Source organism: Pseudomonas sp. LBUM1644 (assembly GCF_059716195.1).
Genome location: NZ_CP166812.1, coordinates 5,223,503 through 5,242,101, shown reverse-complemented (window position 1 = coordinate 5,242,101; position 18,599 = coordinate 5,223,503). Strand labels below are relative to the sequence as shown.

Here is an 18,599-nt window from a genome sequence, read left to right as displayed (position 1 = left end):
TCGCGGTTGTCGCTACGCGCTACAATGGCAATTTTACCGATCATGAGGTGTGCGCTTTGACTGCTCCAGGTGCTTTGAATTCCGCCGCTGGCTCGCTTTATGTGGTGGCGACGCCCATTGGCAACCTGGACGACATCAGCGCGCGTGCGCTGAAGATCCTGCGCGACGTCGCCCTGATCGCTGCCGAGGACACCCGTCATTCTCAGCGGCTGATGCAGCATTTCGGTATTCCTACGCCGCTGGCAGCCTGCCATGAGCATAACGAAAGGGATGAAGGTAGCCGCTTTATTACACGTCTGCTGGCGGGTGATGACGTGGCGTTGATCTCCGACGCCGGCACGCCGTTAATTTCCGATCCGGGTTATCACCTGGTGCGTCAGGCTCGAGCGGCGGGTATCAATGTCGTGCCGGTGCCGGGTGCCTGTGCATTGATTGCTGCGTTGTCGGCAGCAGGGTTGCCGTCGGACCGCTTCATTTTCGAAGGCTTCCTGCCGGCCAAGGCTGTGGGGCGGCGCGCTCGTCTAGAGTTGGTCAAGGAAGAACCGCGCACGCTGATTTTCTATGAGGCTCCGCACCGCATTCTTGAATGTCTGCAAGACATGGAGCTGGTCTTCGGTCCCGAACGCCCGGCGTTGCTGGCGCGCGAGCTGACCAAAACTTTCGAAACCCTTAAAGGCTTGCCTCTGGCCGAGTTGCGCGAGTTCGTCGAGTCGGACAGCAATCAGCAGCGGGGCGAGTGCGTGGTATTGGTGGCGGGATGGTCTGCTCCCGAGACCGAGGATGCGGTCAGCAGTGAGGCGATGCGCATTTTGAATCTGCTGCTCGAAGAGATGCCGCTCAAGCGTGCCGCAGCGTTGGCGGCGCAAATTACCGGCGAGCGTAAGAATGTTCTCTACCAGGTTGCACTCGATAAACAAAAAGGCGAGTAAAACCCGACGCATAGGCGTGTGTGAAGGCTTTTAGCGCTTGTTCTTCGGCCGCTCTGCCGTTAACCTTCGCGGCGGAGAGTCGATCGGACAGTCGCTGCCCTCTATGAAAATTAGGGGGGGGAGGAAAGTCCGGGCTCCATAGGGCGAAGTGCCAGGTAATGCCTGGGAGGCGTGAGCCTACGGAAAGTGCCACAGAAAATAACCGCCTAAGCGCTTCGGCGCCGGTAAGGGTGAAAAGGTGCGGTAAGAGCGCACCGCACGTCTGGCAACAGTTCGTGGCTAGGTAAACCCCACTTGGAGCAAGACCAAATAGGGTCCCAAGGCGTGGCCCGCGCTGGGACCGGGTAGGTTGCTAAAGATGTCCAGTGATGGCCATCGTAGACGAATGACTGTTCAAGACAGAACCCGGCTTACAGATCGACTCTCCACCTTTTTTTCCTCCCTGTTTGAATCATTGAGCAGGGCGCTGGTAATGGCAATTCCCTCCTTCCAGAATCGTCAGCAGAAGCACTTTCGTAATACCGAAAAAATCTTACTCTTAACAAACTACTTTAACTTCTGAACGCAGCCTTCTGTGCTGATTCAAGTTATTAGGCGGTTTCATCCGCCAGATTCTCGTTACTCCTCCCAATACGCTCCTAAATCTCAGTTCTGTAAGGGTTTTCCTTTAATCCGCGCCTTGACGCTGCGGTGGCCGCATTCCTATAGTGTGCACAAGTGGCGGAAAGTGGCATAAAGTGGGTTTTTTAAACGCAAAACGCTAATATTTGGAGAAACGCTGTCGTGTTTCGCGGAGCTAACGCTATCAGTCTCGACGCAAAGGGCCGTCTCGCTATGCCGAGCCGGTACCGTGACGAGCTGGTTTCGCGAAGCTCCGGGCAGTTGATCATTACCATTGATGCCGTTGATCCGTGTTTGTGTGTTTACCCACTCGATGAGTGGGAAATTATTGAAACCAAACTGCGTGCACTGCCTTCGCTTCGCGAAGAGAACCGCCGCCTGCAACGTTTACTGATTGGCAATGCCGTCGACCTCGAGCTCGATGGCAGTGGTCGTTTTCTGGTTCCACCGCGTCTGCGTGAATATGCCAAGTTGGATAAGCGCGCGATGTTGGTAGGCCAACTGAACAAGTTCCAGTTATGGGACGAGGATGCCTGGGATGCGGTTGCTGCCGCTGACCTGGCTGCTATTCAACAACCGGGCGCCATGCCTGATGAACTGCGTGATTTGATCCTGTGACTATTGATAGCGGCTTTAACCACATCACCGTACTGCTCGATGAAGCCGTGGAGGCTCTCGCCGTACGTCCTGATGGCTGCTATTTGGACGGCACGTTCGGGCGCGGCGGGCACAGCCGGTTGATCCTCAGCCAGCTCGGGCCTGATGGTCGGTTGCTCGGGTTCGACAAAGATCCTCAAGCGATTGCCACCGGGCAAGCGCTAGCGGCCGAAGACGGCCGCTTTGTCGTTGTGCAGCGCAGCTTTGCCGAGCTCGGTTCGGAAGTCGTCGAGCGCGGGCTGGACGGCAAGGTCAGCGGCATTCTGCTCGATCTGGGCGTCTCGTCGCCGCAGCTCGACGACCCTGAGCGTGGCTTCAGTTTCCTCAACGATGGCCCGCTGGACATGCGCATGGATCCGTCCCGCGGGATCAGCGCCGCCGAATTCGTCAACACCGCGCCGGCGGAAGAAATAGCTCGCGTGTTCAAGGAATACGGCGAAGAACGTTTCTCCGGTCGCATGGCTCGTGCCGTGGCCGAGCGGCGCGACATCAAGCCGTTCGAGCGTACGAGCGACCTGGCCGAAGTTCTCAAGGTCGCCAATCCGGCCTGGGAAAAAGGCAAGAACCCGGCGACCCGTGCGTTCCAGGGCTTGCGTATCCACGTCAACAACGAACTGGGTGATCTGGAAGCCGGCCTCGAAGCCGCACTGGAATGCCTGGAAGTGGGCGGCCGCCTGGTGGTCATCAGCTTCCACTCACTCGAAGACCGCATCGTCAAACTGTTCATGCGCAAACTGGTAAAAGGCGAAGCCGACAACTTGCCGCGCAACCTGCCGGTTCGTCACGTCGCCTTCGAACCGATCATCAAAATCCATGGCAAAGCGCAGTCCGCCTCCGAGGCCGAACTCAAAGCCAACCCACGTTCCCGTAGCGCCGTCATGCGCGTCGCGGAGAAGCTGCGGTGAGCAAGCTTTTCGCCAAGCCACTTCCCGGCGGAAGCTTTTTCATGCTGCTGCTGTTTATTGGCGTGCTCGTGTCTGCGATCGGCGTGTCCTACAGCGCGCACTGGAACCGTCAGCTGTTGAACTCGCTGTACAACGAGTTGAGTGTGCGCGACAAGGCGCAGGCGGAGTGGGGCCGGTTGATTCTCGAACAGAGCACCTGGACCGCCCACAGCCGGATCGAAGTCCTGGCGACCGAGCAACTGAAGATGCGCATTCCTGGCGCAGCTGAAGTGCAGATGGTGGCGCCATGATGAAGCTCGAAGGCGCACTCTTTCCATGGCGTTTTCGCCTGGTGCTGGGCTTGCTCGGCGTCATGGTGGTAGCTATTTGCTGGCGTATTATCGATCTGCAAGTCGTCGACCGTGCCTTCCTTAAAGGCCAGGGCGATGCGCGCAGTGTTCGTCATATCCCCATTCCGGCTCACCGTGGCCTGATTACCGACCGTAATGGCGAGCCATTGGCTGTCAGTACTCCGGTCACCACCCTGTGGGCCAACGCCAAGGAAATGCAACTGGCCAAGGAAAAGTGGCCAGCACTGGCAGCCGCGCTGGGCCAAGACCCTAAAGCCCTGGCGGAGCGCCTCGAGGCACAAGCCAACAAAGAATTCATTTACCTGGTGCGCGGGCTGACGCCTGAGCAAGGCCAGTCCGTGCTCGACCTGAAAGTCCCGGGCGTTTACGGCATCGAAGAATTCCGCCGCTTCTACCCGGCGGGTGAAGTGACTGCGCACATGGTCGGCTTCACCGACATCGATGACCACGGTCGCGAAGGTGTCGAACTGGCCTACGACGAATGGCTGGCCGGTGTCGCCGGCAAGCGACAGGTCATCAAGGACCGGCGCGGACGACTTATCAAGGATGTCCAGGTCACCAAAAACGCCAAGGCCGGAAAGCCCTTGGCGTTGTCCATTGACCTGCGCCTGCAATACCTGGCCAACCGCGAGCTGCGCAACGCGATCATCGAGAACGGCGCCAAGGCTGGCAGCCTGGTGATCATGGACGTGAAGACCGGCGAAATCCTCGCCATGGTCAACCAGCCGACCTACAACCCGAACAACCGTCGCAACCTGCAACCGGCGATGATGCGTAACCGCGCGATGATCGACGTGTTCGAGCCGGGCTCGACCATGAAAGCGATCTCCATGAGCGCCGCCATCGAAACTGGCCGCTGGAAACCGAGCGACACCGTCGAGGTGTATCCAGGCTCCTTGCAGATTGGCAAATACACCATCAAGGACGTCTCCAAGACCGAAGGCCCGGTGCTCGACCTGACCGGCATTCTGATCAACTCCAGTAACGTCGGCATGAGTAAGGTCGCGTTCGATATCGGCGGCGAAACCATTTTTCGCCTGGCGCAGAAAGTCGGCCTCGGCCAGGACACCGGCCTGGGCTTTCCGGGCGAACGCGTCGGCAACCTGCCGAACTACCGCGAATGGCGCAAGGCTGAAACCGCCACGCTGTCCTACGGCTACGGTATTTCCGTGACCGCGATCCAGTTGGTGCACGCCTTCTCCGCGCTGGCCAACAACGGCCGCATCGCGCCACTGACCCTGATCAAGACCGACAAGGCGCCGCAGACCACGCAAGTGCTGCCAGAAGCCGTCGCGAAAACCATGCAAGGCATGCTGACCCAAGTGATCGAGGCCCCGCGCGGCGTGTTCCGCGCGCAGGTGCCGGCGTATCACGTGGCCGGCAAGTCGGGTACTGCACGTAAAACGTCGGTGGGCACCAAGGGCTACGCCGAAAACTCGTATCGCTCGCTGTTCGCGGGGTTTGGCCCGATGAGCGATCCGCGTTACGCGATCGTGGTGGTGATCGATGAACCGACCAAGGCCGGTTACTTCGGTGGCCTGGTATCGGCGCCGGTGTTCAGCAAGGTGATGTCCGGGACTCTGCGCCTGATGAACATCACCCCGGACAACCTGCCGCCGACCCAGCAGGCCAACGCAACACCGGTCGTTCCGCTGAAAGCCAATGGAGGGCGCGGCTGATGTCTCTGAGTCTGAACAAGATTTTCGCCCACGCCGGCCGCGATCTGCTGATCCGCGAGCTCAGCCTCGACAGCCGTAACGTGCGGGCAGGCGATCTGTTCCTCGCCGTTCCCGGCGGCAAGTTCGACGGGCGCGCGCACATCACCGACGCCTTGCAGCGCGGTGCGGCGGCCGTGGCTTATGAAGTTGAAGGCGCCACCGTACTGCCGATTACCGATGTGCCGTTGATTCCGGTCAAAGGCCTGGCGGCGCAACTGTCGGACATCGCTGGGCGCTTCTATGGCGACCCGAGCCGTCACCTGAACCTGGTCGGCGTGACGGGCACCAATGGCAAGACCAGCGTGACTCAACTGGTTGCGCAAGCGCTGGATTTGCTCGGCCAGCATTGCGGCATCGTTGGCACGCTGGGCACCGGTTTCTACGGCGCGCTGGAAAGCGGCCTGCACACCACGCCGAACCCGATCGCGGTGCAAGCGACCCTCGCCGACCTGAAAAAGGCCGGCGCCAAAGCCGTGGCCATGGAAGTCTCATCCCATGGCCTGGATCAGGGGCGAGTCACGGCGCTGGCGTTCAATGTCGCGGTGATGACCAACCTGTCCCGCGATCATCTGGATTACCACGGCACCATGGAGGCCTATGGCGAAGCCAAGGCCAAGCTGTTTGCCTGGAATGATTTGAAATGCCGGGTGGTCAACCTCGACGACGATTTCGGCCGGCAACTGGCCGCCGAAAAACGCGAATCGCGGCTGATCACCTACAGCCTGCTCGACAGCAACGCCTACCTGTATTGCCGTGAAGCGCAATTCGACGATGAAGGCGTACGCGCCACGCTGGTCACGCCACAGGGCGAACACCATTTGCGCAGCACGTTGCTCGGTCGTTTCAACCTGAGCAACGTTTTGGCCGCCGTCGGCGCCTTGCTGGGGCTGGACTACGCACTGGACGAAATCCTCAAGGTCCTGCCGAAACTCGAAGGGCCGGCCGGTCGCATGCAGCGCCTGGGCGGCGGAACCCAACCGTTGGTGGTGGTCGATTACGCCCACACCCCGGATGCGCTGGAAAAAGTGTTGACCGCCCTGCGCCCGCACGCCAAAGGTCGTTTGCTGTGCCTGTTCGGCTGCGGCGGTGATCGCGATCGCGGCAAGCGCCCGCTGATGGCCGAAGTGGTCGAGCGCCTGGCCGACGGCGTGCTCGTGACCGATGACAACCCGCGCACCGAAGACCCTGCGCTGATCTTCGACGACATCCGTGCCGGTTTCACGGCGGTGGATAAAGTCACTTTCGTCGCGGGCCGTGGCAAAGCCATTGCCCAGTTGATCGCCAGTGCTTCGGCGGATGACGTAATTGTCCTCGCGGGCAAAGGTCACGAGGACTATCAGGAAATCAACGGCGAACGTCACGATTTCTCCGATCTGATCGAGGCCGATCACGCCTTGACTGCCTGGGAGGTGGCCCATGCTTAAAACCTTGAAGCTGAGCGAAATTGCCGGCGCCTTGAATGGTCGCTTGATCTTGGCCGATGCCACCTTTGGCGGTGTCAGCATCGACAGCCGCGCGATCCAGCCAGGCCAGCTCTTTATAGCCCTGACCGGCCCGCGCTTCGACGGTCATGACTACTTGAACGACGTGGCCAACAAAGGCGCCGTCGCAGCGTTGGTCGAGCGCGAAGTCACTGGCAGTGCGTTGCCGCAATTGCTGGTCAAGGACACGCGTCATGCGCTCGGCCAATTGGGCGCAATGAACCGTGCCGCATTCACCAAACCGGTCGCTGCGATCACCGGTTCCAGTGGCAAGACCACGGTCAAGGAAATGCTCGCGAGCATCCTGCGCACCCGCGGTCCGGTGCTGGCGACCCGTGGCAACCTGAACAACGACCTGGGTGTGCCGCTGACCCTGCTCGAACTGGCGCCGGACCACACCGCCGCCGTCATCGAACTCGGTGCTTCGCGCCTTGGCGAAATTGCCTACACCGTCGGCATGACCAAGCCGCATGTGGCCATTCTCAACAACGCCGGGACCGCCCACGTTGGTGAGTTCGGCGGGCCGGAAAAAATCGTTGAAGCCAAGGGCGAGATCATTGAAGGGCTGGATGCCGATGGCGTCGCCGTTCTCAATCTTGACGACAAGGCTTTTCAAATCTGGAAGACCCGTGCCGGCGAGCGCAAGGTGCTGACCTTCGCCCTGAGCAACGTCAGCGCAGATTTCTACGCCAGCGACCTGGACCGTGACGCTCGCGGTTGCCCGGCGTTCAATTTGCACACGCCTGAAGGTGTTGAGCGCGTTCAGCTGAACCTGCTCGGCACCCATAACGTTGCCAACGCCATGGCCGCCGCCGCTGCCGCGCATGCCCTGGGCGTGTCGCTGTTCGGCATCGCTACAGGCCTCGGTGCGGTGCAACCGGTCAAGGGGCGCACCGTTGCGCAACTGGCTACCAACGGCATGCGCGTGATCGATGACACCTACAACGCGAACCCGACTTCCATGTGTGCCGCCGTTGATATACTCGCCGGCTTTTCCGGCCGCACCGTCCTGGTGCTCGGGGATATCGGCGAATTGGGCGATTGGGCGGAGCAGGGGCATCGCGACGTGGGCGAATATGCCCGCGGCAAGGTCTCCGCGCTGTATGCCGTCGGTCCGATGATGACTCACGCCGTAAACGCATTCGGCCAGCAGGCTTTTCACTTCGCCACTCAGGCGCAGTTGATCGAAGCCCTGGGCGCCGAGCAAGACACAAACACCACCATTTTGATCAAGGGCTCGCGCAGCGCTGCGATGGAAAACGTCGTCGCCGCGTTGTGCGGGTCCAGTCTGGAGAAACATTAATGCTGCTGCTGCTAGCGGAGTATCTGCAACAGTTCTACAAAGGCTTCGCGGTCTTCCAGTACCTGACCCTGCGCGGGATTCTCGGTGTGCTGACCGCGCTGGTTTTGTCGCTGTGCTATGGCCCGTGGATGATCCGCACTCTGCAGAACCGTCAGATCGGTCAATCCGTTCGCAACGATGGTCCGCAATCGCACCTGTCCAAATCCGGGACGCCGACCATGGGCGGCGCGCTGATTCTGTCGTCCATCGGCGTCAGCACCTTGCTCTGGGCTGACCTGAGTAACCGCTATGTGTGGACCGTGTTGCTCGTGACGTTGCTGTTCGGCGCCATCGGCTGGGTCGATGACTATCGGAAGGTGATTGAGAAGAACTCCAAAGGCTTGCCAAGCCGCTGGAAGTATTTCTGGCAGTCGGTGTTTGGCCTGGCCGCGGCGATCTTCCTTTATAAAACCGCCGTTACACCGGTAGAAACCACGCTGATCCTGCCGATGCTCAAGGACTACAGCATTCCGCTGGGCGCAGGCTTCATCGTCCTGACCTATTTCGTGATCGTGGGTTCGAGCAACGCGGTCAACCTGACCGACGGCCTCGACGGCCTGGCGATCATGCCGACCGTGATGGTGGGCGGTGGCCTGGGTATTTTCTGCTACCTGTCGGGTAACGTGAAATTCGCTGAATACCTGCTGATTCCTTATGTGCCGGGCGCGGGCGAACTGATCGTGTTCTGCGGCGCGTTGATCGGTGCCGGCCTCGGGTTCCTCTGGTTCAACACCTACCCGGCACAAGTCTTCATGGGCGATGTCGGCGCGCTGGCGCTGGGCGCAGCCTTGGGCACCATCGCGGTGATCGTCCGTCAGGAAATCGTCCTGTTCATCATGGGCGGCGTGTTCGTGATGGAAACCCTGTCAGTCGTCATTCAGGTTGCCTCCTTTAAGCTGACCGGTCGCCGTGTGTTTCGCATGGCACCGATCCACCACCACTTTGAACTCAAGGGCTGGCCCGAGCCACGCGTGATCGTCCGTTTCTGGATCATCACCGTGATTCTCGTGTTGGTCGGCCTTGCCACCCTGAAGCTGAGGTAGAACGAGTGTCTCTGATCGCTTCTGACCACTTCCGCATCGTTGTCGGCCTCGGCAAGAGCGGCATGTCCCTGGTTCGCTTCCTGGCGAACCGGGGCACGTCGTTTGCTGTGGCCGATACGCGGGAAAATCCACCGGAACTGGCCACGCTCAAGCGTGACTATCCGCATGTGGAAGTGCGTTGTGGCGAGCTGGACGTCGAATTCCTGTGCCGCGCCGACGAGCTCTACGTGAGCCCCGGCCTGGCGCTGGCGACCCCGGCCCTGCAGGCCGCCGCTGCCCGTGGCGTGAAACTGTCCGGCGACATCGAACTGTTCGCGCGTAACGCGAAGGCGCCGATCGTGGCGATTAGCGGTTCCAACGCGAAAAGCACCGTCACCACCCTGGTGGGCGAGATGGCGGTTGCGGCGGGCAAGCGTGTTGCTGTCGGCGGCAACCTCGGCACGCCGGCGCTGGACCTGCTCAGCGACGACGTCGAGCTGTACGTGATGGAGCTGTCGAGCTTTCAGCTCGAAACCACCGATCAACTCAACGCCGAAGTGGCGACCGTGCTCAACGTCAGCGAAGACCATATGGACCGCTACAGCGGTCTGCCGGCCTATCACCTGGCCAAACACCGGATCTTCCGCGGAGCCAAACAGTTCGTGGTCAACCGTCAGGATGCCCTGAGCCGTCCGTTGATGGGCGAAGGCCAACCCTGCTGGACCTTCGGTTTGAGCAAACCCGATTTCAAGGCATTCGGTATCCGCGAAGAAGACGGCGAGAAATACCTGGCCTTTGAATTCCAGAACCTGATGCCGGTGCGCAAGTTGAAAATTCGCGGCGCCCATAACCAATCCAATGCCCTGGCGGCGTTGGCACTGGGCCATGCGGTCGGCCTGCCGTTCGATGCCATGCTGTCGAGCCTGCGCACCTTTGCCGGCCTCGAGCATCGCTGCCAATGGGTCCGTGACCTGGATGGTGTGGGCTACTACAACGATTCCAAAGCCACCAACGTTGGTGCCGCACTGGCGGCCATCGAAGGGTTGGGCGCGGACATCGACGGCAAGGTCGTGTTGATCGCCGGTGGCGACGGCAAGGGTGCCGAATTCAAGGATCTGCGTGATCCGGTGGCGGCCAACTGCCGTGCCGTGATCCTGATGGGCCGCGATTCCGACAAGATCGGTGAGGCCATTGGTGACGTCGTGCCGCTGATCCGCGCCGGTTCGCTGGTCGAGGCGGTCGAGCAATGCCGTGCCGCTGCGCATCCGGGTGACGTGGTGCTGCTGTCGCCGGCCTGTGCCAGTTTCGACATGTTCAAACATTACGAAGACCGTGGTCACCAGTTCGTCCGCGCTGTGGAGGATCTGGCATGAGCCTGTTAAATATCATCAAGCCGTACCCATCGCCGATCATCACCGGGCGTGGAATCGACCTCGACTTCCCGATGCTCGCAGGCTGCCTGGCATTGATCGGCCTGGGGCTGGTCATGATCGCCTCGGCGTCGACCGAAGTGGCGGCGGTGCAGTCGGGCAGTGCCCTGTATTACATGATTCGCCACCTGATCTACATCGTGTTGGGCCTGGGTGCCTGCGTCATCACCATGATGATTCCGATCGCCACCTGGCAACGCCTGGGCTGGCTGATGCTGCTGGGTGCATTCGGTTTGCTGGTGATGGTGATCGTCCCGGGGATTGGCCGTGAAGTGAACGGTTCGATGCGCTGGATCGGCTTCAGCTTCTTCAACGTGCAGCCTTCCGAGATCGCCAAGGTGTTCGTGGTGATCTACCTCGCCGGTTATCTGGTGCGGCGCCAGAAAGAAGTACGTGAAAGCTGGATGGGCTTCTTCAAGCCGTTCATCGTGCTGCTGCCGATGGCAGGTCTGCTGCTGATGGAACCGGACTTCGGTGCCACCGTCGTGATGATGGGCGCGGCCGCGGCCATGCTGTTTCTCGGCGGGGTCGGGCTGTTCCGTTTTTCCTTGATGGTTGTCCTGGCGGTCGCGGCGGTGGTGCTGTTGATTCAAGTGCAGCCGTATCGAATGGCGCGCCTGACCAACTTTGCCGATCCATGGGCCGACCAGTTCGGCGCGGGCTACCAGTTGTCGCAAGCATTGATCGCTTTCGGTCGCGGTGAATGGCTGGGCGTTGGCCTGGGTAACAGCGTGCAGAAACAGTTCTACCTGCCGGAAGCTCACACCGACTTCGTGTTCTCGGTCCTGGCCGAAGAGCTGGGTGCCGTGGGTTCGTTGTGCACGGTCGCGCTGTTCGTCTTTGTTTGTATTCGTGGCATGTACATCGGCTATTGGGCCGAGAAGGCCAAGCAATTCTTCGCCGCCTACATTGCGTACGGCCTGTCGTTCCTGTGGATCGGTCAGTTCCTGATCAACATCGGGGTGAACGTCGGCCTGCTGCCGACCAAAGGCCTGACCCTGCCGTTCCTCAGTTATGGCGGCAGTTCGTTGGTGATTTGTGGTGCCTGTCTGGGCTTGTTGCTGCGCATCGAGTGGGAGAGTCGAACCCACCTGGGCAGTGAAGAGACGGAGTTCCATGAGAGTGACTTCGCCGAGGAGTCCCCCCATGGGCGCTAACGTCTTGATCATGGCGGGCGGCACCGGCGGCCACGTGTTCCCGGCGCTGGCCTGTGCGCGCGAATTCCAGGCCCGCGGTTATACCGTGCATTGGCTCGGGACACCGCGTGGCATCGAGAACGACCTGGTGCCGATGGCCGGAATCGAGCTGCACCGGATCAATGCCAGCGGACTGCGCGGCAAGGGCAAGTTGTCCCTGCTCAAGGCGCCGTTCATGTTGCTCAAATCCATCTGGCAGGCGCGGACGATCATTCGCCAGCTGCGGCCGGTGTGTGTCGTCGGCTTCGGTGGTTATGTGACCGGCCCTGGCGGCGTTGCAGCCAAACTGGCCGGCGTACCGGTGATCGTTCATGAACAGAACGCCGTGGCCGGTACCGCCAATCGGTTGCTGGTGCCGTTGGCCGCCCGAGTCTGTGAAGCATTCCCCGACACCTTTACCCTGTCGGACAGCCGACGGACCACCGGTAACCCGGTGCGCACCGAGCTGTTCCTCGACACACCGCGACCTGCTCTGGCCGGTCGCAAGGCGCGTTTGCTGGTCCTCGGCGGAAGCCTGGGCGCAGAACCGTTGAACAAGTTGCTGCCTGAAGCCTTGTCGCAAGTCGCCCCTGACCTGCGCCCGGAAGTGTTTCATCAGGCCGGCAAAAACCACGATGAAGTGACTGCAGAGCGCTATCGCGCGGCTGGCGTCGAGGCGCAAGTGCAGCCCTTCATCAAAGACATGGCCCAAGCCTATGGCTGGGCCGACCTGGTGGTATGCCGCGCAGGCGCGCTGACCATCAGTGAACTGGCCGCCGCCGGTCTGCCCTCGATGCTGGTGCCTTTGCCCCACGCGATCGATGATCACCAGACCCGCAACGCCGACTATTTGGCCCGTGAAGGCGCTGCCTTCCTGATGCCGCAAAGAACGACTGGCGCAGCGGATCTTGCCGCACGCCTGACAGAGGTCCTGATGCAACCACAACGTCTAACCGACATGGCCGCCGCGGCACGCCGCCTGGCCAAACCCGATGCAACCCGTAGCGTGGTCGATACCTGCCTGGAGGTGGCCCATGGTTGAGAATCAGAAAGCCATGCCGCAACCGGAAATGCGCCGCATCCGTCGCATCCACTTCGTCGGGATCGGCGGCGTGGGCATGTGCGGGATCGCCGAAGTGTTGTTGAACCTGGGCTATGACGTGTCCGGTTCCGACCTGAAAGCTTCGCCGGTGACCGAGCGCCTGGAATCTTTCGGTGCGACGATTTTCATCGGCCATCGTGCCGAGAACGCCGCTGCTGCCGATGTGCTGGTGGTGTCCAGTGCCGTGAACACGTCCAACCCGGAAGTCGCCACCGCGCTGGAGCGCCGGATTCCCGTGGTGCCGCGCGCAGAAATGCTCGCCGAGCTGATGCGTTACCGCCATGGCATTGCCGTTGCCGGCACACACGGCAAAACCACCACCACCAGCCTGATCGCCTCGGTGTTTGCGGCGGGTGGCCTGGACCCGACGTTCGTCATCGGTGGCCGTCTGAATGCCGCGGGCACCAATGCCCAGCTGGGCACCAGCCGCTACCTGATTGCCGAAGCCGACGAAAGCGATGCCAGCTTCCTGCACTTGCAACCGCTGGTGGCCGTGGTCACCAATATCGACGCCGACCACATGGCGACCTACGACGGCGACTTCAACAAGCTGAAGAAAACCTTCGTCGAATTCCTGCACAACCTGCCGTTCTACGGGTTGGCGGTGGTGTGCCTGGACGATCCGGTCGTGCGTGAAATCCTGCCACTGGTTAAACGTCCGACGGTCACCTACGGCTTCGGCGACGATTGCGACGTGCGCGCCATCAATGTGCGCCAGCAAGGCATGCAAACCTTCTTCACGGTCTTGCGTCCTGATCGCGAGCCGCTGGACGTCTCGGTCAACATGCCGGGTAACCACAACGTGCTCAACGCGCTGGCCACCATCTGCATCGCCAGCGACGAAGGCGTCAGCGACGAAGCCATCGTCCAGGGTCTGTCCGGGTTCCAGGGTGTGGGCCGACGTTTCCAGGTCTACGGCGAACTGCCGGTAGACGGTGGCAGCGTGATGCTGGTCGACGACTACGGTCACCACCCGACGGAAGTCGCCGCGGTGATCAAAGCGGTACGCGGTGGCTGGCCGGAGCGTCGCCTGGTGATGGTGTACCAGCCGCACCGCTACAGCCGCACGCGGGACCTGTATGACGATTTCGTCAATGTGCTGGCCGACGCCAACGTCCTGTTGCTGATGGAAGTGTATCCGGCCGGCGAAGAACCGATCCCGGGCGCTGACAGCCGCAAGCTGTGCAACAGCATCCGCCAGCGCGGTCAGCTCGATCCGATCTATATCGAGCGTGGTGTCGACCTCGCGCCAGTGGTCAAGCCGCTGCTGCGTGCCGGCGACATCCTGCTGTGCCAGGGCGCCGGCGATATCGGTGGTCTCGCGCCAAAACTGTTGATTAGTCCGTTGTTTGCTGGCGCCGTTGCCGCGCCAAGTGTGGGGAAGTTGAAATGACCGCTGCTTACGCCAATCTCGTCTCCACACTCTTGCCGAAAGATTTCGGCCGCGTCGCCGTGCTGTTCGGCGGCAAGAGTGCCGAGCGTGAGGTGTCCCTGAAGTCGGGTAACGCGGTTCTCGAAGCGCTGCAAAGCGCGGGTGTGGATGCGTTCGGTCTCGACGTGGGCGATGACCTGTTGCAGCGTCTGCTCAACGAAAAAATCGACCGCGCCTTCATCATTCTCCACGGTCGTGGCGGTGAAGACGGCAGCATGCAGGGCCTGCTGGAATGCCTGGGTATTCCGTACACCGGCAGCGGCATCCTGGCTTCAGCATTGGCAATGGACAAGCTGCGGACCAAACAGGTCTGGCACAGCCTGGGCATTCCGACGCCACGTCATGCGGTACTGAGTTCCGAAGCCGATTGTATTTGCGCGGCCACGGAACTGGGCTTCCCTTTGATCGTCAAACCGGCCCATGAAGGTTCAAGTATCGGGATGGCCAAAGTGTCTTCAGCTCCAGAGTTGATCGACGCATGGAAAGCGGCCAGTACCTACGATTCGCAAGTGTTGGTCGAGCAATGGATTCAAGGTCCGGAGTTCACCATCGCCACCCTGCGTGACCAGGTGTTGCCTCCAATAGCCCTGGGCACGACGCACAGTTTCTACGACTACGACGCCAAGTATGTGGCCAACGATACCCAGTACCGGATTCCGTGCGGCCTCGACAGCAACAAGGAAAAAGAATTGATGGACCTCACGGCGAAAGCCTGTGAGGCGCTGGGTATCGCCGGTTGGGGCAGGGCAGACGTGATGCAGGACGCCGACGGGCAGTTCTGGTTCCTGGAAGTCAACACCGCACCGGGCATGACCGATCACAGTCTGGTGCCGATGGCAGCGCGTGCCGCCGGCCTGGATTTCCAGCAACTGGTTCTGGCGATTCTGGCCGCCAGCATTGCCGGCAACAACGAGCCGCGAGGTTAAGACCATGCAAGGCGCTCAACTAAGACATCAGCCACCCCCGGCACCCGGCCGCAAGCCGGTGCCACGGGGTGCCAGCCGAATGGTGGCCAAAGAGCCGATGTCCGCGCGCCTGCCGAAAGCCAATTTTGGCTTTCTGAAAAGCCTGTTCTGGCCAGTGCTGTTGGTCGCGCTGGGTTTCGGCACTTACGAAGGCGCGCAGCGTTTGCTGCCGTACGCCGACCGGCCGATCACCAAGATCAACGTGCAGGGTGATTTGAGCTACATCAGCCAGCAAGCGGTACAGCAGCGGATCGCCCCTTATGTGGCGTCGAGCTTCTTCACCATTGACCTGGAGAGCATGCGCACCGAGCTGGAAACGATGCCATGGATTGCCCACGCCGAAGTACGTCGGGTGTGGCCGGATCAAGTGGTGATCCGCCTGGAAGAACAGCTGCCGGTGGCCCGTTGGGGCGATGAGTCGCTGTTGAACAACCAGGGTCAGGCGTTCACCCCGCGTGAGCTGGCCAACTACGAACACTTGCCCCAGCTGTTCGGCCCACAACGGGCTCAACAGCAAGTGATGCAGCAATACCAGGTGCTGAGCCAGATGCTCAGGCCGTTGGGCTTCTCGATTGCACGCCTGGAATTGCGTGAACGAGGCAGCTGGTTCCTGACCACCGGCGCCGGCAGCGCGGGCCCGGGAATCGAACTGTTGCTGGGACGCGGCAACCTGGTGGAAAAGATGCGCCGTTTCATTGCCATCTACGACAAGACGCTTAAAGAACAGATTACGAACATTGCGCGCATCGATCTGCGCTACGCCAACGGCCTCGCTGTTGGCTGGCGGGAACCTGTAGCGCCCACGACAGCCCAACCCGCTGTCGCGAAGAATTAAGAAGAGGCAGGACCCATGGCAAACGTGCAAAGCGGCAAAATGATCGTCGGTCTCGATATCGGCACCTCCAAGGTGGTGGCGCTGGTAGGCGAGGTTTCGGACGACGGCACGCTCGAAATCGTCGGGATCGGCACTCATCCGTCCCGCGGCCTGAAGAAGGGCGTGGTGGTGAACATCGAGTCCACCGTGCAGTCGATCCAGCGCGCGATCGAAGAAGCGCAGTTGATGGCCGGTTGCCGGATCCACTCGGCGTTCGTTGGCGTGGCGGGCAATCACATCCGCAGCCTGAACTCCCACGGCATCGTCGCCATCCGTGATCGCGAAGTCAGCTCCGCCGACCTTGAGCGCGTGCTGGATGCCGCCCAGGCTGTGGCGATCCCGGCTGACCAGCGCGTGCTGCACACCCTGCCGCAGGATTACGTGATCGATAACCAGGAAGGCGTTCGTGAGCCTCTGGGCATGTCGGGCGTGCGTCTGGAAGCCAAGGTCCATGTGGTCACCTGCGCCGTTAACGCCGCACAGAACATTGAAAAATGCGTGCGCCGCTGCGGTCTGGAAATCGACGACATCATTCTCGAGCAACTGGCTTCCGCGTACTCGGTGCTGACCGACGACGAAAAAGAGCTGGGCGTGTGCCTGGTGGACATCGGCGGCGGTACCACGGACATCGCGATCTTCACCGAAGGCGCGATCCGTCACACCGCGGTGATCCCGATTGCGGGCGATCAGGTGACCAACGACATCGCCATGGCGTTGCGCACCCCGACCCAGTACGCCGAGGAAATCAAGATTCGCTACGCCTGCGCCCTGGCCAAACTGGCCGGTGCCGGTGAAACCATCAAGGTCCCAAGCGTGGGCGACCGTCCACCGCGCGAGCTGTCCCGCCAGGCCTTGGCCGAAGTGGTCGAGCCGCGCTACGACGAACTGTTCACGCTGATCCAGGCCGAACTGCGTCGCAGCGGCTACGAAGACCTGATCCCGGCCGGCATCGTCCTGACCGGCGGTACGTCGAAGATGGAAGGCGCCACCGAACTGGCCGAGGAAATCTTCCACATGCCGGTCCGCCTGGGCGTGCCCCATGGCGTCAAGGGCCTGGACGACGTGGTCCGCAACCCGATTTATTCCACTGGCGTCGGCTTGTTGATGTACGGCCTGCAAAAGCAGTCCGACGGGGTTTCGTTCTCGGGCATCAGCAGCCGCGACAGCTACAGCAATGAAGAACCGAAAGCCGCCTTGCTCGATCGCATCAAGAGCTGGGTACAAGGCAACTTCTAAAGATTTACCGCAGCACCGTTGTAGATACAGGCAGTAGGCGAAAAAACTAGAGAATCAAAGGAGAGGGAAAATGTTCGAACTCGTAGACAACATCCCCGCAAGCCCGGTCATTAAAGTTATCGGTGTTGGCGGAGGCGGCGGCAACGCTGTCAACCACATGGTCAAGAGCAACATTGAAGGCGTCGAATTCATCTGCGCCAACACTGATGCCCAGGCGCTGAAATCGATCGGCGCGCGGACCATCCTGCAACTGGGCACCGGCGTGACCAAAGGTCTCGGCGCTGGCGCCAACCCTGAAGTAGGTCGTCAGGCCGCTCTCGAAGATCGTGAGCGCATTGCCGAAGTCCTGCAGGGCACCAACATGGTGTTCATTACCACCGGCATGGGCGGTGGCACCGGTACCGGTGCTGCGCCGATCATCGCTGAAGTGGCCAAGGAAATGGGGATCCTCACCGTTGCGGTGGTGACCCGTCCGTTCCCGTTCGAAGGTCGCAAGCGTATGCAGATCGCCGACGAAGGAATTCGTCTGCTGTCTGAAAGCGTCGACTCGTTGATCACCATTCCCAACGAGAAGCTGCTGACCATCCTCGGTAAAGACGCCAGCCTGCTGTCGGCTTTCGCCAAGGCAGACGATGTACTGGCCGGTGCCGTTCGCGGTATCTCCGACATCATCAAGCGTCCGGGCATGATCAACGTCGACTTTGCCGACGTACGCACCGTGATGAGCGAAATGGGCATGGCGATGATGGGCACTGGCTGCGCCAGCGGTCCGAACCGTGCACGTGAGGCCACTGAAGCGGCCATTCGCAACCCGTTGCTGGAAGACGTGAACCTGCAAGGTGCACGCGGCATCCTGGTGAACATCACCGCCGGTCCTGACCTGTCCCTGGGTGAGTACTCCGATGTGGGTAGCATCATCGAAGCCTTCGCTTCCGAGCACGCCATGGTCAAGGTCGGTACCGTTATCGATCCGGACATGCGCGACGAACTGCACGTGACCGTGGTTGCCACCGGTCTGGGCGCGAAAATCGAGAAGCCTGTGAAGGTCATCGACAATACCGTTCACACCTCCATGGCCTCCCAGCCGCAGCAACAAGCGTCTGCTCGTCAGGAAGCGCCTGCGGTGAACTACCGTGACCTCGACCGTCCGACCGTCATGCGCAACCAGGCTCAGGCCGGTGCTGCGACTGCCGCGAAGATGAATCCGCAAGATGATCTGGACTACCTGGACATCCCGGCTTTCCTGCGTCGTCAGGCCGATTAATGGAATGTATCAGGGCTATGAAGGTGATTGGTGTTCAGCAAAGGTCTGGTCTGCTATCATCGCCAGCCTTTGTTGATACCAGTTCGCAATTTGCGC

The 18,599-nt window shown here is 60.9% G+C and carries 16 protein-coding genes and 1 other RNA gene; all 17 read left to right on the top strand.

Going from position 1 to position 18,599, the window contains the following annotated elements:
* Window positions 1-56: 56 nt before the first annotated feature.
* The 17 genes from rsmI (at window position 57) to ftsZ (ending at window position 18,503) form a co-directional block, all read left to right on the top strand.
* Window positions 57-929, top strand: a complete 873-nt coding sequence (gene rsmI, locus ACA052_RS23985; protein WP_131059440.1) for a 16S rRNA (cytidine(1402)-2'-O)-methyltransferase — start codon at window positions 57-59, stop codon at window positions 927-929.
* A gap of 75 nt (window positions 930-1,004) precedes the next feature.
* An RNA gene (rnpB, locus tag ACA052_RS23980) (RNase P RNA component class A) lies at window positions 1,005-1,358 on the top strand.
* 354 nt (window positions 1,359-1,712) lie between these two features.
* Window positions 1,713-2,168 carry a division/cell wall cluster transcriptional repressor MraZ gene (mraZ, locus tag ACA052_RS23975; protein WP_178129570.1) on the top strand — a complete coding sequence of 152 codons (456 nt, stop codon included), beginning with the start codon at window positions 1,713-1,715 and terminating at the stop codon, window positions 2,166-2,168.
* Window positions 2,165-3,112 carry a 16S rRNA (cytosine(1402)-N(4))-methyltransferase RsmH gene (gene rsmH, locus ACA052_RS23970; RefSeq protein ID WP_497647090.1) on the top strand — a complete coding sequence of 316 codons (948 nt, stop codon included), beginning with the start codon at window positions 2,165-2,167 and terminating at the stop codon, window positions 3,110-3,112. Before mraZ ends, rsmH begins: the two co-directional genes overlap by 4 nt.
* On the top strand, window positions 3,109-3,402 hold the full coding sequence (ftsL, locus tag ACA052_RS23965; RefSeq protein WP_003205353.1) for a cell division protein FtsL: 294 nt from the start codon (window positions 3,109-3,111) through the stop codon (window positions 3,400-3,402). Before rsmH ends, ftsL begins: the two co-directional genes overlap by 4 nt.
* Window positions 3,402-5,141, top strand: coding sequence for a peptidoglycan D,D-transpeptidase FtsI family protein (locus ACA052_RS23960; RefSeq protein ID WP_497650385.1), 1,740 nt, complete (start codon window positions 3,402-3,404; stop codon window positions 5,139-5,141). Before ftsL ends, ACA052_RS23960 begins: the two co-directional genes overlap by 1 nt.
* The gene (locus tag ACA052_RS23955) at window positions 5,141-6,604 is read left to right on the top strand and encodes a UDP-N-acetylmuramoyl-L-alanyl-D-glutamate--2,6-diaminopimelate ligase (protein ID WP_497647089.1); all 1,464 of its coding nucleotides are present in this window, start codon (window positions 5,141-5,143) and stop codon (window positions 6,602-6,604) included. Before ACA052_RS23960 ends, ACA052_RS23955 begins: the two co-directional genes overlap by 1 nt.
* Window positions 6,597-7,964, top strand: coding sequence for a UDP-N-acetylmuramoyl-tripeptide--D-alanyl-D-alanine ligase (locus ACA052_RS23950; RefSeq protein WP_497647088.1), 1,368 nt, complete (start codon window positions 6,597-6,599; stop codon window positions 7,962-7,964). Before ACA052_RS23955 ends, ACA052_RS23950 begins: the two co-directional genes overlap by 8 nt.
* On the top strand, window positions 7,964-9,046 hold the full coding sequence (gene mraY / locus ACA052_RS23945; RefSeq protein ID WP_123509246.1) for a phospho-N-acetylmuramoyl-pentapeptide-transferase: 1,083 nt from the start codon (window positions 7,964-7,966) through the stop codon (window positions 9,044-9,046). The genes ACA052_RS23950 and mraY overlap by 1 nt, the downstream gene beginning before the upstream one ends.
* Window positions 9,047-9,051: 5 nt before the next feature.
* Window positions 9,052-10,398, top strand: coding sequence for a UDP-N-acetylmuramoyl-L-alanine--D-glutamate ligase (murD, locus tag ACA052_RS23940; protein WP_497647087.1), 1,347 nt, complete (start codon window positions 9,052-9,054; stop codon window positions 10,396-10,398).
* Entirely contained in the window at window positions 10,395-11,612 is a 1,218-nt protein-coding gene (gene ftsW / locus ACA052_RS23935) for a putative lipid II flippase FtsW (protein WP_497647086.1), read from the top strand. The genes murD and ftsW overlap by 4 nt, the downstream gene beginning before the upstream one ends.
* Complete coding sequence (murG, locus tag ACA052_RS23930; RefSeq protein WP_497647085.1) at window positions 11,602-12,672, top strand: undecaprenyldiphospho-muramoylpentapeptide beta-N-acetylglucosaminyltransferase; 1,071 nt, start codon at window positions 11,602-11,604, stop codon at window positions 12,670-12,672. Before ftsW ends, murG begins: the two co-directional genes overlap by 11 nt.
* Entirely contained in the window at window positions 12,665-14,125 is a 1,461-nt protein-coding gene (murC, locus tag ACA052_RS23925; RefSeq protein ID WP_497647084.1) for a UDP-N-acetylmuramate--L-alanine ligase, read from the top strand. Before murG ends, murC begins: the two co-directional genes overlap by 8 nt.
* Window positions 14,122-15,090: a D-alanine--D-alanine ligase gene (locus tag ACA052_RS23920; protein ID WP_497647083.1), complete on the top strand. Its 969-nt coding sequence runs from the start codon at window positions 14,122-14,124 to the stop codon at window positions 15,088-15,090. Before murC ends, ACA052_RS23920 begins: the two co-directional genes overlap by 4 nt.
* Before the next feature lie 4 nt (window positions 15,091-15,094).
* Window positions 15,095-15,964 carry a cell division protein FtsQ/DivIB gene (locus ACA052_RS23915; protein ID WP_497647082.1) on the top strand — a complete coding sequence of 290 codons (870 nt, stop codon included), beginning with the start codon at window positions 15,095-15,097 and terminating at the stop codon, window positions 15,962-15,964.
* Window positions 15,965-15,979: 15 nt separating this feature from the next.
* Window positions 15,980-17,239 carry a cell division protein FtsA gene (gene ftsA / locus ACA052_RS23910; protein ID WP_497647081.1) on the top strand — a complete coding sequence of 420 codons (1,260 nt, stop codon included), beginning with the start codon at window positions 15,980-15,982 and terminating at the stop codon, window positions 17,237-17,239.
* A 70-nt stretch (window positions 17,240-17,309) separates the two neighbouring features.
* Window positions 17,310-18,503, top strand: a complete 1,194-nt coding sequence (gene ftsZ, locus ACA052_RS23905; RefSeq protein ID WP_025215393.1) for a cell division protein FtsZ — start codon at window positions 17,310-17,312, stop codon at window positions 18,501-18,503.
* Window positions 18,504-18,599 lie beyond the last annotated feature (96 nt).